The sequence below is a fragment of the Roseburia sp. TF10-5 genome (genome assembly GCF_003462365.1).
In the GTDB taxonomy this organism is placed as follows: domain Bacteria; phylum Bacillota; class Clostridia; order Lachnospirales; family Lachnospiraceae; genus Roseburia; species Roseburia faecis.
The window spans coordinates 187,987-203,182 of sequence record NZ_QTYW01000004.1; the positions used below are offsets into that span (position 1 = coordinate 187,987).

15 protein-coding genes are annotated in these 15,196 nt (G+C 47.7%); 11 read left to right on the plus strand and 4 right to left on the minus strand.

Features of this window, described 5'->3' with window-relative positions; genetic code table 11:
- Positions 1–44: 44 nt before the first annotated feature.
- The 6 genes from cobT to cbiB all read left to right on the plus strand — a co-directional run bounded on the left by cobT (position 45) and on the right by cbiB (position 4,814).
- Positions 45–1,124 (plus strand): nicotinate-nucleotide--dimethylbenzimidazole phosphoribosyltransferase, encoded by a 1,080-nt coding sequence (gene cobT, locus DXD06_RS06125; RefSeq protein WP_243000877.1) that lies wholly within the window; start codon positions 45–47, stop codon positions 1,122–1,124.
- The gene (locus tag DXD06_RS06130) at positions 1,121–1,720 is read left to right on the plus strand and encodes a bifunctional adenosylcobinamide kinase/adenosylcobinamide-phosphate guanylyltransferase (protein ID WP_117831036.1); all 600 of its coding nucleotides are present in this window, start codon (positions 1,121–1,123) and stop codon (positions 1,718–1,720) included. The genes cobT and DXD06_RS06130 overlap by 4 nt, the downstream gene beginning before the upstream one ends.
- The gene (locus DXD06_RS06135) at positions 1,707–2,468 is read left to right on the plus strand and encodes an adenosylcobinamide-GDP ribazoletransferase (RefSeq protein ID WP_117831037.1); all 762 of its coding nucleotides are present in this window, start codon (positions 1,707–1,709) and stop codon (positions 2,466–2,468) included. Before DXD06_RS06130 ends, DXD06_RS06135 begins: the two co-directional genes overlap by 14 nt.
- A gap of 401 nt (positions 2,469–2,869) precedes the next feature.
- Positions 2,870–3,214 (plus strand): bifunctional adenosylcobinamide kinase/adenosylcobinamide-phosphate guanylyltransferase, encoded by a 345-nt coding sequence (locus DXD06_RS06140; protein WP_055067183.1) that lies wholly within the window; start codon positions 2,870–2,872, stop codon positions 3,212–3,214.
- Positions 3,187–3,861 (plus strand): histidine phosphatase family protein, encoded by a 675-nt coding sequence (locus DXD06_RS06145; RefSeq protein ID WP_117831038.1) that lies wholly within the window; start codon positions 3,187–3,189, stop codon positions 3,859–3,861. The genes DXD06_RS06140 and DXD06_RS06145 overlap by 28 nt, the downstream gene beginning before the upstream one ends.
- A complete protein-coding gene (cbiB, locus tag DXD06_RS06150; protein ID WP_117831039.1) occupies positions 3,858–4,814 on the plus strand; it encodes an adenosylcobinamide-phosphate synthase CbiB in 957 nt (318 codons plus the stop codon). Before DXD06_RS06145 ends, cbiB begins: the two co-directional genes overlap by 4 nt.
- 54 nt (positions 4,815–4,868) lie before the next feature.
- Here cbiB and DXD06_RS06155 read toward each other — a convergent pair whose 3' ends face one another.
- Both DXD06_RS06155 and hcp read right to left on the minus strand, forming a co-directional pair.
- The gene (locus DXD06_RS06155) at positions 4,869–6,353 is read right to left on the minus strand and encodes a methyl-accepting chemotaxis protein (RefSeq protein ID WP_117831040.1); all 1,485 of its coding nucleotides are present in this window, start codon (positions 6,351–6,353) and stop codon (positions 4,869–4,871) included.
- 110 nt (positions 6,354–6,463) lie between these two features.
- On the minus strand, positions 6,464–8,125 hold the full coding sequence (gene hcp, locus DXD06_RS06160; protein WP_117831041.1) for a hydroxylamine reductase: 1,662 nt from the start codon (positions 8,123–8,125) through the stop codon (positions 6,464–6,466).
- A 176-nt stretch (positions 8,126–8,301) separates the two neighbouring features.
- Here hcp and glpK point away from each other — a divergent pair, with 176 nt between their 5' ends.
- On the plus strand, positions 8,302–9,801 hold the full coding sequence (gene glpK, locus DXD06_RS06165; RefSeq protein WP_117831085.1) for a glycerol kinase GlpK: 1,500 nt from the start codon (positions 8,302–8,304) through the stop codon (positions 9,799–9,801).
- 6 nt (positions 9,802–9,807) lie between these two features.
- Here the strand turns inward: glpK and DXD06_RS06170 are convergent, their stop codons facing one another.
- Positions 9,808–10,779, minus strand: a complete 972-nt coding sequence (locus tag DXD06_RS06170; RefSeq protein WP_117831042.1) for a methyl-accepting chemotaxis protein — start codon at positions 10,777–10,779, stop codon at positions 9,808–9,810.
- A 12-nt stretch (positions 10,780–10,791) separates the two neighbouring features.
- Positions 10,792–11,880, minus strand: coding sequence for an FIST signal transduction protein (locus DXD06_RS06175; RefSeq protein ID WP_117831043.1), 1,089 nt, complete (start codon positions 11,878–11,880; stop codon positions 10,792–10,794).
- Between the two features lie 208 nt (positions 11,881–12,088).
- On the opposite strand from DXD06_RS06175, the gene DXD06_RS06180 reads away from it, so the two are divergent.
- From DXD06_RS06180 to DXD06_RS06195, 4 genes are read left to right on the plus strand one after another with little or no spacing between them, the layout of a single operon-like run.
- Positions 12,089–13,504 carry an alanine/glycine:cation symporter family protein gene (locus tag DXD06_RS06180; RefSeq protein WP_022044948.1) on the plus strand — a complete coding sequence of 472 codons (1,416 nt, stop codon included), beginning with the start codon at positions 12,089–12,091 and terminating at the stop codon, positions 13,502–13,504.
- A complete protein-coding gene (locus DXD06_RS06185) occupies positions 13,501–14,115 on the plus strand; it encodes a histidine phosphatase family protein (RefSeq protein ID WP_117831044.1) in 615 nt (204 codons plus the stop codon). Before DXD06_RS06180 ends, DXD06_RS06185 begins: the two co-directional genes overlap by 4 nt.
- Positions 14,116–14,155: 40 nt before the next feature.
- Positions 14,156–14,689, plus strand: a complete 534-nt coding sequence (locus DXD06_RS06190; RefSeq protein WP_022044946.1) for a DUF3877 family protein — start codon at positions 14,156–14,158, stop codon at positions 14,687–14,689.
- Between the two features lie 45 nt (positions 14,690–14,734).
- Positions 14,735–15,124, plus strand: coding sequence for a DUF3783 domain-containing protein (locus tag DXD06_RS06195; RefSeq protein ID WP_022044945.1), 390 nt, complete (start codon positions 14,735–14,737; stop codon positions 15,122–15,124).
- Positions 15,125–15,196 lie beyond the last annotated feature (72 nt).

Sequence of the window (15,196 nt, forward strand, 5' to 3'; positions counted from 1 at the left end):
GGAATTGCATTTGCGCAATTTACAATTGCAACAGGAGAAAATATTTGATTACAGGAAAAGAAATGGAGAAACTTAAAATCATTCCACCGGACGCACAGATCTACGCGCAGGTAAAAGCAAGCTGGGACAAAATTGCCAAACCGCTGGATGGTCTGGGGCAGTTTGAGACAATGTTTGCGCAGATCGGCGCAATCACAGGAAGCAGCAGCCTTTCCATTGAAAAAAAAGTGATCCTCACCATGTGCGCAGACAACGGTATTGTCGCAGAAGGGGTCAGCCAGTCCGGACAGGAAGTGACCGCGGTGGTTGCAGGATTCATGGGGCAGCAGGCGAGCTCGGTTGGCAAAATGGCGCGCCGCGCCGGTGTGGATGTGATCCCGGTCGATATTGGAATCAACACAAAAGAAACGCTGCCGGGGGTGCGCGACTGCAAAGTGATGCAGGGCACGCGCGATTTTCTGCAGGAACCTGCAATGACAGAGGAAGAAGCGTTGCAGGCATTGTCTGTGGGAATTGATCTGGTCCGGGAGTGCAAAGACAAAGGCTATCAGCTGATCGGTACCGGAGAGATGGGAATCGGAAATACGACGACGAGCAGCATGCTTGTGGCGGCACTGACCGGACGCACAGCAGAAGAAGTGACCGGACGTGGTGCCGGATTAAACGACGCGGGGCTGTTGCGCAAGCAGCAGGTCATTGCGCAGGCACTGGAGAAATATGAAAAAGAGATCCGGTCAGCGCATGCACTTTCCATGCTGGCGGCATTCGGCGGTCTGGATATCGCGGGAATGGCAGGTGTATGCATCGGCGGAGCACTGTATCATGTGCCGGTCGTTCTGGATGGGCTGATCTCATCGGTCGCGGCACTGGTGGCGGAGCGGATCGTGCCGGGTGTGCGGGAATTTGTTCTGCCGAGCCATCTGAGCAAGGAACCCGCGGCAAAATGGATCGCGGAGGAATTGAAACTTCATCCGGTTATTGATGCAGGACTGGGGCTTGGGGAAGGCACAGGGGCCGTGATGCTGTTTTCCCTTCTGGATCTGGCGCTGGCACTCTATGAGGATCAGACAACATTTGATACGATGGAAATTGCGCAGTACGAGCGGTATGGGGAAACAGAATGATCACCTTGGTTTTGGGCGGAAGCGGCAGCGGAAAATCGGCTTACGCAGAGCATCTGCTGGATGGAAAAACGAATAAATATTATATCGCAACCATGCAGGTGTACGATGCGGAGGGCGGAAAAAAAGTTGCAAGACACCGGAGACTTCGCGCGGGAAAAGGATTTGTTACGATTGAACAGCCGCGGGATATCGGGGAAGTAGATTTTTCGAAAAGAGCACAGCAAGCCATGGAACCACCGGATCGCGCAGGGCAAAATGTTACGGAACGTCCTCGCTGTGCCCTGCTGGAATGTATGTCCAATCTGGTTGCAAATGAGATGTTTTCCGGTGCGGACATCGTTTCGGAAGATGTGGTTGTCGGACACATATTGCAGGGAATCAAAAACCTTTCCACAAAAGTGGACGAGTTGGTGATCGTCAGTAATAACGTGTTTGAGGATGGCATTTCCTATGATGCGACAACGCAGGCATATATCCGTGCACTCGGACGCATCAATACGGGAGTAGCGGCGTTGGCGGATACGGTGACCGAAGTCGTTGTAGGTATTCCGGTTCCGGTAAAAGAGAGAAAGGAAGCAGGTTATGCACATCATTAGAGGAATCGCGGTGGCGTTTTCCACCTATTCAAAAATTCCGATGCCACAATTTGTGTGGAAAGAAGAAGACATGCGTTACAGCATGTGCTTTTTTCCGTGGATCGGGGCAGTGATCGGTGCTATCCTCTGGGGATGGTTTCGGTTGTCTGCGTTATTGGGAATCAGTACGCTTGCATTTATTCTGATATCAGCTGCGCTCCCGCTTATTATCACCGGGGGCTTCCATGTGGATGGGTTTATGGATACCATGGATGCATTGCATTCGTATCAGCCCAGAGAGCGAAAACTGGAAATTTTAAAGGATTCCCACATTGGAGCTTTTTCCGTGATCAAGCTGGCGGAATTCGGGTTGATTTATGTGGCGGCCCTTTCCCAGGTTGTGGATTACCGTGCGCTGGAAGTGTTTTGCTGTGGATTTTTCCTGTCCCGCTGTCTGAGTGGCCTGAGCGTGGTCTCCTTCCGTTCCGCAAAAACGGATGGGATGCTCTATCATTTTGCGAGTACCGCACATGAGCGTGGGGTAAAAGGGGCACTTTATGCACAGACGTTGTTGTGTGTACTGTTTATGCTCTGGCTTTCGCTTCTGGCGGGAATTCTGGCGGTGGCGGCGGCATTTGCAGTGTTCGGTTACTATCGCTGGCGCAGTTACAGGGAATTTGGCGGAATCACCGGAGATACGGCGGGATATTTTCTGACGCTGTGTGAGGGGGCAATGGCGGTGGCGGCAGCCGTGTCAGTGTTGATTTGAAAAAGTCGCGCTACTGGTGCAAAAAGGATGATGAATTGGGGTATACTTGAAATTGGTGATTGTGTATGATATAATGCAATCAACAAAGAATGAGGCGATACTTTTACAAGTACACCAAAAACGAACCCCCAGTAGTTGCCGCTACTGGGGGTTCTTCTCATTTTGTATGGTCGAGCATCCATTCAGGTTAATTGCCGCTAATGTTTACTGTCTAATCATTTGCAGATATAATAGGTGACTATACCTGCCACGACAGAAACAAAGAATGAAACGATAGAATCCACAAAATATATCTCCCTTCTGTTGCCAGAATGGGAGCGAAAACAAAAGGAGTATAGCATAAATAGATAAATTTGTCGAAACGTGGTAATATAAAATATCAAGCAATAGGGAGTACATTAATGGAATTATACATTGGCGGCACTGCTCAGGGGAAAAAAGTATATGTAACACAGGTGCGGGGCATCGCGGAAGCACGGATCTGGGACAATTTTGAAGAATGGTTTCGAGAGAAATTGCAGGAAAGTGCCCCGAAGTCTCCATCCCCGGAAGCAGAAAGTATGGCTTATCTGGAAAAACATCCGGATACAGTAATTATCTGCGATGAAGTAGGCAGCGGAATTGTGCCGCTGGATTCGTTCGAGCGGGAATATCGTGAGCGGCTGGGACGGCTGCTCTGTGAAATTGCAGCAAAAGCAGAAAGGGTGGAACGGATTGTATGTGGAATTGGACAGAGAATCAAATAGAACTGTATCTGATCCGGCATGGAATGACGCCGGGAAATGTAGAACACCGGTATATTGGCAGACAGACGGATGAACCGCTTTCGGAGGACGGCAGACAGCAGCTGGAGAAAAGAAAAGACCAATGGGCACAGGTATGCAGGACATGGGATATGCCATATGTATTTGTAAGTCCCATGCTTCGCTGCCGGCAGACCGCAGAAATTTTATTTCCGCAAATTCCACAGATCGAAATTGATCCATGGCGAGAAATGGATTTTGGAGAATTTGAAGGAAAGAATTATGCACAGCTGAATGGAGATCCGCGCTATCAGGCATGGATTGACAGTGGTGGAACGTTGGCATTTCCGGGAGGTGAGAGCCGGGAGGCTTTTATCGCAAGATGTGTGGATGGGATGGAGCTGGTTATGGAACAGATCCGGCAGCAGCTGGCATACAGAGCGTGTCCAAAGTGCCAGGAAACGGAAGACAACGGTATGATACAGGAGCCGCTTCCGGTGGCGGCTGTGGTTCACGGGGGTACGATCATGGCGCTGCTTTCGCACTACTGTGGCGGTGATTATTTTTCGTATCAGGTAAAAAATGCCGAGGGCTATCATCTGCGCCTGTCTTTACAAGAGAATAAAATGGAGTTAAAAGAAAAAGTATGAGTTATCATTTCTTTGCGATGTTTCTTGGGTTTGTGCTGGATCTGTTGTTTGGCGATCCGCACTGGCTGCCCCATCCGATCCGTCTGATTGGTAATCTGATCGCATCACTGGAAAAACTGAATAAAAAGGAACTGTCAGACACAAAAAAATTTCTGCGCGGGTTTGCGATGGTTGTGATTGTTATCGCATGGACAACCGGTGTAACCGCCGTTATCCTTGAGGGGGCATACGGGCTGCATCCGGCGATTGGCTGTGCCGTGGAAGCCATTATGACCTATCAGATTCTTGCTACAAAGTGTCTGAAAGTGGAAAGCATGAAGGTATATGAGCAGCTGCAAAAGCAGAATCTGCCGGCAGCGCGAAAGGCAGTGTCCATGATCGTTGGGCGTGATACGGAACAACTGGATGAAACAGGTGTGGCAAAGGCAGCAATTGAGACCGTTGCGGAAAATGCATCCGACGGTGTGATTGCGCCGATGATTTATCTGGCAGTCGGCGGACCGGTGCTTGGATTTGCCTATAAGGCGGTGAATACCATGGATTCCATGGTGGGATATAAGAATGAAAAGAACTTGTATTTTGGAAGATTTGCGGCAAAGCTGGATGATGTGGTAAATTTCATCCCATCCCGCGTGGCGGCACTGCTTATGATCGTGGCAAGCTTCCTTCCGGGGAAGCGTTTTAGCGGGATCGGGGCATGGAAGATCTGGAGAAGGGACAGCCGGAAACATGCCAGCCCGAATTCTGCGCAGACCGAGAGTGCCTGTGCGGGAAGCCTTGGCATCCAGCTGGCAGGGGATGCCAGTTATTTTGGAAAGACTGTAAAGAAACCGACGATAGGGGATGCCCTGCGTCCGGTGAAACCGGAAGATATCCGGTGTGCGAATGTGCTGTTGTACCGGATGGCATTCCTTGGCATGGCCGTTTGCCTGTCACTTTTGTATTTTCTGTAAACAATAAAAAGCCGGACGTTGTGTAAACAGCGTCCGGCTTTTTGGCAGACAGAGTTATCCGAGTTTTTCGTGCTCTACGGAATCTTTCATATCTTCTGCAAGTATGTAAATATTCTCCAGAACTTTTTTACAGCCCTTCATATTGTCCACCGTGGAATCTGCCATACGCAGCCCTTCGGTGGAAGAGGCAGCCACTTCCTCACCGGTGGCAGAGAGGTGGGTAATATTATCGGAAATTACATTGGTGGAATCAAGGATTTTCTGGATATTTTCTTCTGCCGTATGGATATCTTCCATCAGGTGTTCAACGGTTTCACCGACATTGCCGAATTTCTCCCGTGTATTTTCAATCAGTTCGTTCTGCTTTTCTACGGAAGCAACTGAGTTTTCGATACTTTCGTTGGCACGTTTTGTGTCATCGTTTAATTTGTTGATAATTTCTGTAATGTTGGCAGAGGCATTTTTTGTCTGTTCGGAAAGCTGGCGGATTTCATCGGCCACCACAGCAAACCCTTTTCCGGCTTCCCCGGCACGCGCAGCCTCAATGGAAGCATTTAAGGCAAGCAGATTTGTCTGGTTGGAAATTTCAATAATGGATCCGACAAAGTTCTGGACATCCTCGACTTTTGAAGTCAGGCTCTGGATGACCTGTACCGTGACATTGCTGGCTTCTTCCACGTTCTGTGCCTGTTCCTTTAATTCCAGGACGACCTGTGCACCGGATTTTACGGTAGCATCTGTTTCATGTGCGGCTTTAATCATCTGGTGGATGCCGGCTTCTGCCGCATCGGTGTTGCCTTGGATATTGGAACACATAACCGCCTGTTTCTGGATGGCTTCGGCGGTGCTTTCGGTGCTGTCTGCAATTTCCTGAATAGAACTGTGGCTGACCTCAATACTGTTTTCCAAACTGTCAAGCACAGTCATTGCTTCGCCAAAATGCCGGGAAATATTTTCGGCAACGAGAAGCATCTGATCATGGTTTTTCTTCTGCTTATCCGCAGCTTCTGTAATCTCAGTCATGTTTTCATCAAAGAAAAATACAAGCATCCGTGTAATACTGATAGAAGCGTATGCAACAAGGAGCAGGACAAACAGTGCCAGCACCTTGTTGGGCAGTGCAGCAGATGCGTGAGAGCCAAAACCGAGCAGCAGACGGACGATATTTACAAGCAGAAATACGCTGTTTATTATTTTCATAAGCCGTTCATCCAGATAAACCATGGCGGCAATAACGAGGGGAAGCGCGTAAGCCCATGTCCCTTCCGTGGTATTTAGTAAAGCAACAGCTGCATAACCGACCATCATGGCGGTTGTCAGGATGATGGCACAGGTGTGCGTCTCCTTTCGGGTCAGATAGCCCAATGCGGAAATGATAATCACACCGACCGAAACCATACACTGGATCACAATCCGGACAAAGTGGTCACCGTGGCTGGCCGCCAGTGCAGCAAGCATGGTCAGCGTGATATAGGCAAAGATAATGGTGACAGCGAGAAATACCCGCTTGTTGGCTCGTAAATACTGTTTTTCGTTCATGTAATGTTCTCCTTCTGCCAAATATGCAAAATCGTTAAATTGTATAATAATCATACCTCTCATAAATACCGTTTGTCAAAGGAAAACAGACAAAAAACAGACTTTGTGGATTATTTGCCAAAAAACAGTTTTAAATCATCTTCTACGGTACCAATTCCGGCAATGCCAAACGTGTCCGTGAGGATCTTTGCCACATTCGGGGAAAGGAATGCCGGAAGGGTCGGTCCCAGGTGGATATTTTTTACACCCAGTGCCAACAGTGCCAGCAGCACAATCACTGCTTTTTGCTCATACCATGCAATGTTGTAGACAATCGGCAGATCGTTGATATCATCGAGACCGAATACTTCCTTCAGTTTCAGGGCAATCACAGCCAGAGAGTAGGAATCGTTACACTGTCCGGCATCAAGGACACGCGGTATTCCGTTGATATCGCCGAGATTCAGTTTATTATATTTGTATTTGGCACAGCCGGCAGTCAAAATAACCGCATCTTTTGGAAGTGCTCTGGCAAAATCTGTATAGTAATTGCGGGAGTTTGCCCGTCCATCGCATCCTGCCATGACGACAAATTTTTTGATCGCGCCGGAGTTGACGGCCTCAACAATCTGGCTGGCAAGTGCAAGTACCTGATTGTGGGCAAAGCCACCAATGATTTCACCGTGCTCGAGTTCTTCCGGAGCAGAACAGTGTTTCGCCTGTTCGATCAGTGCCGAGAAATCCTTCTGTGCACCGATTTCGCCATCAATGTGTGTGCATCCCGGATAGCCGGCAGCACCGGTGGTGTACAGCCGGTCTTTGTAGCTGTCCTTTGGTGGAACAATACAGTTGGTCGTCATCAGAATTGGTCCGTGGAAACGTTCAAATTCTTCTTTTTGTTTCCACCATGCATTTCCGTAATTTCCGATAAAGTTCGGATATTTTTTGAATGCCGGGTAGTAGTGGGCAGGAAGCATTTCTGAGTGTGTATACACATCTACACCGGTTCCTTGTGTCTGTTCCAGAAGCATTTCCAGATCTTTTAAATCATGACCGGAGACAAGAATTCCCGGATTTTTTCCCACACCGATATTCACTCTGGTAATTTCAGGATTGCCATAGGCACTGGTATTTGCAGTATCGAGCATCGCCATGCCTCTGACACCATAGTTTCCGGTTTCCAGTGTGAGTGCGACCAGGTCATCGGCTGTGAGGGAATCATCCAGTGTTGCAGCGAGTGCCCGCTGCAGGAAGGCATCAATTTCCGGATCATCCGAAAGCAGTACATTGGCGTGCTTGGAGTAAGCGGACAAACCTTTTAATCCGTAAGTGATCAGTTCACGCAGACTGCGGATGTCCTCGTCTTTTGTGGAGAGAACCCCTGCCTCTTTTGCCTTGGCAAAGAGCACATCATCCGATGCGTCAGAGCCATCTTTTGTTTTTATATCCCAGAAAGCAGCTTCCGGCAGACCTGAGGTATCTTTTACCTGTAAAATGAGTGTGCGGCGCACGGACAGAGTGTTATGAATCCGTGCGATGATCGCCTCATTGTCAAAGTTGGCATTTGTGATGGTGGTAAACAGATTCCAGGTGATCAAGTGGTTGGTTTCTTCTGAAACCTTTGTTCCTTCTTTGCGCAGCTGGGTTGTGACCGCGGATAATCCCTTGCTCACATAGACGAGCAGATCCTGCATAGCTGCTACTTCCGGCTTTTTGCCGCAGACACCCATCTGGGTACAGCCGCTGCATCCTGCGGTTTCCTGACACTGATAGCAAAACATTTTATGTTCCATAATAAGATACTCCTTTGATTTTATTTTGTAAGCAAGAAGTAATTTATCAGAAAGCAAATGGAAAATATGTTGTTAAAACCACAATTGACGAGAAAATGAACTGGTGATAAATGGGAATATGCAGTAAAATAGAAAAAAGAAAAGCTACAGGAAAATCATATGGGGGATTACAGATTATGAAAGAATATATTATGGCACTGGATCAGGGAACGACAAGTTCCCGCTGTATCCTGTTTGATCATGCAGGAAAAATCGTCACGATGGCACAGAAAGAATTTACACAGATTTACCCGCAGCCGGGCTGGGTAGAGCAGAATCCGAGGGAAATCTGGTCCTCCCAGATGTCGGTTGCCATAGAGGCAATGGCGAATATCGGGGCATCATCCAAAAATATCCGTGCTATTGGCATCACAAACCAGCGCGAAACCACAATCGTCTGGGATAAAAAGACCGGGGAACCCGTATACAATGCGATCGTCTGGCAGTGCCGGCGCACGGCAGAACAGATTGATGAACTGAAAGAAAAAGGATATGGACCGATGCTGCAGAAGCGGACAGGCCTGGTGCCGGATGCTTATTTTTCCGCAAGCAAGATCGCATGGATTCTTGATCATGTGAAAGGCGCGCGCGATGCTGCAGAAAAAGGGGAACTCTTGTTTGGCACGGTGGATACATGGCTGATCTGGAATCTGACCAAAGGGGCGGTGCATGTCACGGATTATACGAATGCGGCAAGAACCATGTTGTTTGACATACACAGATGCTGCTGGGAGGAAGAGATATTAGAGCTGTTTCGCATTCCCAAAGAAATGCTGCCGGAAGTGCGGCCGTCGAGTGGTTTCTTCGGAGAGACACAGGAGCAGATTTTTGGCGGTAAAATTCCTGTGATGGGTGTGGCAGGAGACCAGCAGGCAGCATTGTTCGGACAGTGCTGTTTTGAAAAAGGGGATGTAAAAAATACCTATGGAACCGGTTGTTTTCTTTTGATGCATACCGGAAAGGAACCAATCATTTCCAGACATGGACTGCTTACGACCATTGCTGCGGGTACTGCAGGGGAAGTGGAATATGCACTTGAGGGAAGTGTTTTTGTGGCAGGGGCGGCCATCCAGTGGCTGAGGGACGGGATGCGTATGATCCGTACCGCAGGACAGTCCGAGGAATATGCCAAGAGAGTCCCGGATTCCAATGGTGTTTATATTGTTCCTGCATTTGCCGGCATGGGGGCACCGTATTGGAATCCGTATGCGCGCGGAACGATTGTTGGGCTGACACGGGGATGCAAAAAGGAACATTTTATCCGTGCGACATTAGAGTCTATTGCCTATCAGGCGAAAGATGTCATTCACGCCATGGAAGAGGATGCCGGCGTGACGCTGAATGGTCTGCGTGTGGACGGAGGAGCCAGTGCAAATAACATGCTTGTACAGTTTCAGGCAGATATCATTGATGCGGCAGTACTTCGACCGGAATGTATTGAGACAACAGCACTCGGAGCGGCATATCTGGCAGGACTTGCGGCAGGTTACTGGAAAGACAGGGATGAAATCCGGGAAAACTGGCAGCTGGGACGAAGGTTTGAACCGGTAATGGACTCAGGGGAGCGCAAAAAGCTGCTCAGGGGATGGCAGAGAGCCGTGCGGTGCGCACGGCTCTGGGCAGAAGATGGGGAATAATGAGATTTATTTGTTTAATTCCGTTTTGATATTTTCGATCAATGGATCAGCCTGTTCCATCATATTGGAAATGTCCTCATAGATAAATCCCTTTTCTGTCATCAGGCTCTTTAAGCCGTCAATATCGGACTGAACCTGGGCATAACGGGTTTCATGGGCTTCCATGTCTTCCCGGAGCTGATCCACCTGTCCGCTGCAGTTTTCCACAACCTCATTGATGCCGCGGTGAACATTTTCTACGCCGGACACAGAATCATTGATATGGGAAAAGATATTTTCGGTTGTGTCCATCTGTGTGCGGGAAGCATCCAGTGCATCCCGTACATCCAGCAGAGAATGGGTCAGATTTTCGGAGCTTGTCTGCAAACCTTCCATACTTTTGTTTACATCACCCACCAGTTCTTTGATGCCGATCGAAAGTTTTGTGACTTCATCTGCAACAACGGCAAATCCTTTTCCGTGTTCACCGGCACGAGCCGCTTCGATGGAAGCATTTAATGCCAGCAGGTTGGTCTGGTTTGCGATGCCGACAATGTTTTGCATGGTAGCACGGATTTCATCAAAGCGAGCCTGAAACTCATCGTAGATTTTATGAATCTCTGCGAACTGCGTTTCCACTTTGGCAGAGCTTTCTTTCAGATCACGGATATCCTGCATGGCATCATCGGATACGCTGGTCACATCGGTGATTACATCCGTAAATTGGCCGGAAATTTCTCCGATTTTTCCGAATTCTTTTTGAAGGGAATCAACAGCTTCGCGGATCGAGGCATTGTGTTCAATGACATCGGTGTAAGAGTCTTTTACTTTATCAATCTCACGCACGGTCTTGATCTCTTCTTCAACGAGAGATTCCTTTTTGTCAATGACAAAATGGCTGAGAAAAGACATGGATGTCAGATAATCTTCTACTTTCTTTTTATTGGAAACCTGTGGAACAGGTGTTGCGGCTCCTGTGGTTTTCTTTTTTCCAAACATAAAAAGTTCCTCCTATTCAAATACCACGCAGACCATCGTCTGGTTTACATGCTGGTTATTATACTGTTCGCCACCGCCGACAATGCCAAGGTGTGGTCCGAGAACTGCCATGTCTTTTGCATATGTAGAAAAATATCCCTCTTTTTCGTAGAGCAGATACCGGTAGATACAGTCAATGGATAAAACCAGGGAAATATGGGATGCGTCCTGCTGGATCTGCTGGCGTGTCTGCTGTTCTGTTGCTTTGTAGTCACCGAGGCTTAAGAAATAAATGCAGTCGTTTTTATTGATTCGTTTGTAGTTGGTCAGTGTGCCGTCTGTATCCATTCCGTTCATGGAAGAGATAAAAACCTGATTGCCCACCGCACGTCCCATAGGATTGACCAGTACGTTGTCAACGATTTTATCACGGGGAATGCCAAGTTCTGCGCTGTATACGTCTGCGGCGGGTCTGCCGTCAAGTTCGATGAGTGCTTTACGGGACACATCGACTTTTGTGGCAAAGTGACTCTGAACCGATGTTTTTTCATAGATGTTTTCTTTGTATACACGTATTTTTCCGGTTGTATTTTTGATCAGTGCATAGACGCAGGCATCTTCATATAATTCTCCGTTATATGCAACGACCGGAGGTTTGCCGTCCGGGACACCGAAAACGGTGCCTCCTGCCAGATGGATGCCCTTTGTTTCCAGACAGGATGTAAACGTGGTTACCAGCTTTTCTTCGGAGCCGGTACAATATTCCACGCATACCGTATCGTCTGTGCCGGGAGAAATCTCTGCAATCTGCTTCAGAAGCTGCGTTGTGCCCGCAACCGGACAACGGCTGGCTTCGGTGATGATACCACAGCGGATCTTCACATCAGAAAAAAATCCAAGAACCGCAAGACCGGAATCATTCACCTGTCCGTTTACGAGTTTGGTTCCGATCGTTCCGATACACGGAGTATCCGGAAAAAGTTCTTTTAAGCGTGAGGCAGTTTCTTTGAAATGTTCATAAGAAGCCATAAAAAGAATTGCACTTGGGGATGTAAGTCCCTGTACTGCCTGATGCACGGCAGCTTCCGGCTGTCCCACACCTGTGCCGATGAATGTTTTCATGGAAAATTCCCCCTTAAATCTGATCTGTTTTTCTTATAGTATATTTTTTCTGATTTAAAATAGCAACAGAATTTTATGTTTTCACCGACAAAAATGATTTTTTTCTTGCACTTGTTTCCTGTTTTGCGTATAATTTTTAATGTGCGCGTACAAAGCACATTTGTACGCAGGAAAAGCCTTTTGAAAAAGGAAAATAAGGAGAAAAATTATGTGGACAACAATCAATGCATTTTTAAAGACCGTGGACAACTTCGTCTGGGGAGTTCCGCTTATGGTATTGATTCTCTGCGGTGGTATCTTACTGACCGTGCGTCTGGGAGTCCTGCAGATGCGCAGGCTTCCGCTGGCACTCAAGTGGATGATCAAAAATGAAGAGGGCGGCAAGGGAGAAATTTCCAGTTTTGCGGCGTTATGTACGGCACTGAGTGCGACGATCGGTACGGGAAACATTGTCGGCGTGGCAACTGCGGTATGCGCAGGCGGCCCGGGGGCATTGTTCTGGATGATTGTGGCGGCATTTTTCGGAATGGCAACAAAATTTTCCGAAGGATTACTTGCCATCAAATACCGTGTAGTTGACAAAGACGGACACAGTCTGGGTGGTCCGTTCTACTATATTGAACAGGGAATGGGATCGAAATGGAAATGGCTTGCAAAGATTTTTGCCTTTTTTGGAGTCTGTGTAGGTCTGTTCGGAATCGGAACATTCAGCCAGGTGAACGGTATAGCCAGTGCCATCCAGAACTTTTTTGACCCGAATAAGGTTCATACCGTGGCAATTCCGGGAATCGGAACTTATTCCTGGACGGTTGTAATCGCTTCCCTGATCCTTGCATTTTGTGTGGGTGCCGTGCTGATTGGCGGAATCAAGCGTATAGCAAGTGTCAGCCAGATTGTTGTTCCGTTTATGGCGGTTGCATATTTTGTATTTGCATTGATTTTAATTATCTGTAATATTACAAAAGTCCCTGCAGCGGTTGTTACGGTTGTGCAGGGCGCATTTCATCCGCGTGCAGTCACCGGTGGTGTGGTAGGCAGTATGTTTGTTGCCATGCAAAACGGTGTTGCAAGGGGCATTTTCTCAAACGAGGCAGGACTTGGTAGTGCGCCGATCGCAGCGGCAGCAGCACAGACACATGAGCCGGTGCGTCAGGGACTTGTCAGCATGACAGGTACATTTATTGACACGATTGTGATCTGTACACTGACCGGACTTTCCATTGTACTGACCGGAGCATGGCAGGTGGATGGACTCGAGGGCGTTCAGGTTACTACATATGCGTTCCAGAACGGACTTCCGTTCCCTCATGTGGTATCTTCTTTTGTCCTGATGATGTGTCTGGTATTTTTTGCCTTTACAACGATTCTTGGATGGGATTATTACAGTGAGAGATGTCTGGAATATCTGACCGGTGGAAATATGAAAAAAGTAATGGTGTTCCGCTGGATTTATATTCTGGCAGTATTTATCGGACCGTATATGACGGTAAGTGCTGTCTGGACGATTGCCGATATTTTCAATGGTCTGATGGCACTGCCGAATATGATTGCGCTGTTTGCTTTAAATGGTGTGGTTGTATATGAGACAAAGAAATTTTTTGAGGCTGGTAAACATAAAAAATGAAAATATATTTAATCAGGCACGGAGAAACGGACTGGAATCATATCAACCGTTTTCAGGGAAGGGAAGATATAGAACTGAATGCGGCAGGAATTGCACAGGCCGTGCGCTGTGGGCAGACGCTGCAGGGACTGGGGATAGAAGCTGTGTATACAAGCCCACTGAAACGTGCACACTGCACAGGGGAGGAGATTGCTGCACAGATCGGGTTAAGCAGAGACGGTGTAGAGCCGATGCAGGAGCTGATTGAGCGGGATCTTGGTCCGTTTTCCGGACAACTGGTAAAAGATAAAAAAGAGTATTTTGCACTTGCGGCAGGCGACCATGTCGAAGGAATGGAGCCGTTTGCCGATGTGCAGAAACGCATGGAGCGTGCGATAGAGCTTCTTGCGGCAACGGGGCATCAGGCAGTGGCTGCGGTATCCCATGGAGCGGCAATCAATGTGCTTCTGGCAGGGCTTACGAATCATGAGATCGGAACCGGAAAGACAAGACTCTACAATGGGGCAATCAATGTGATTGAAGGGTCACAGACCGGAGGATTTCATGTCCTGCACTGCAATCTGCCGCCGGATGATCCCAAGACACGGCAGATTCTGCTGCAGGATCGGTAAAGCAGATTTTATCATGCAGCTATAGATACAGGAGGACAGGATGGGATACGAGCGGCTGGAAAAAAGTCTGACGGACACGATCAAAGAGGAACAGGCAAAACTGGGATTTCGAAAAGAAGCCATCCGGTTATACTATCCCCTGTCCTCTCTGAATCACTTTTTTGACGTGCAGGAGGGAGAAGAACAAATGCTTCATCGCCTGCAGCATCTGCCGGAAACCTGGCAGGAAAAACTCGGGGATGTAGGTGTGACGGCAAAAAAAGAGCGTTTCTGTTTTTATATTCCGGAACAGGGAAGTGTATATGTCCATGAGCATGAAAAGCCGGATGAATTTATCCGGGAACTGGTGGAACTGGTTGGCAGGCATGGCTGTACCATGCAGGAGATCCGGGAACTGTTCTGTAAACATTCGTCCCATGTGGAATGTCAGAAGATCGAAAATGGGGAATTCGACTGGATGTTCCGGTTTGCGGAGGATGAGGAAGATCCCTATTATTATTGTTTTAAGGATGAGGGAATCCATATCATTTACCATCGTTTTTTGCCGGAGGATTACAGGGAGTTTGGAGTCTGATGAAAACAGACACAGGTAAGGCAGCGGATCAGCAGGGAGAAAATTATGGCACAGACAATATTACTTTTTCGTATAAACCGGGATAAATACGCAGTGATTCAGAATGTATGCAGGACATTAGGCATTCGTATCATAGATGTTGCCCGCAAGGATTATTCCCAGAAACTGGGCACGCTGGCGCAGATACAGGGATTTACCAGAGAGGCAAAAAAATATGACGGTCCGGAATTTCCGGCAGAAATGCTGATTTTTTCGGAAATGAATTCGGATCAGGTGGATGCATTTCTGGCAGAATATAAAAAGGCGGGTGTGGAACCAATTGCACTAAAAGCTGTAATCACAGGCAATAATATTTTCTGGACAGCAGAGAGGACGCAGAAAGAATTGTTGCGGGAACATTTATTTATGAGCAATATTTACAAAAGCAATATGTGATTTGCACAAAAATTTTACGTTATTTTTGTTGAATACTACCAAAGACGGTGTTATAATGTATACAAGAAATGA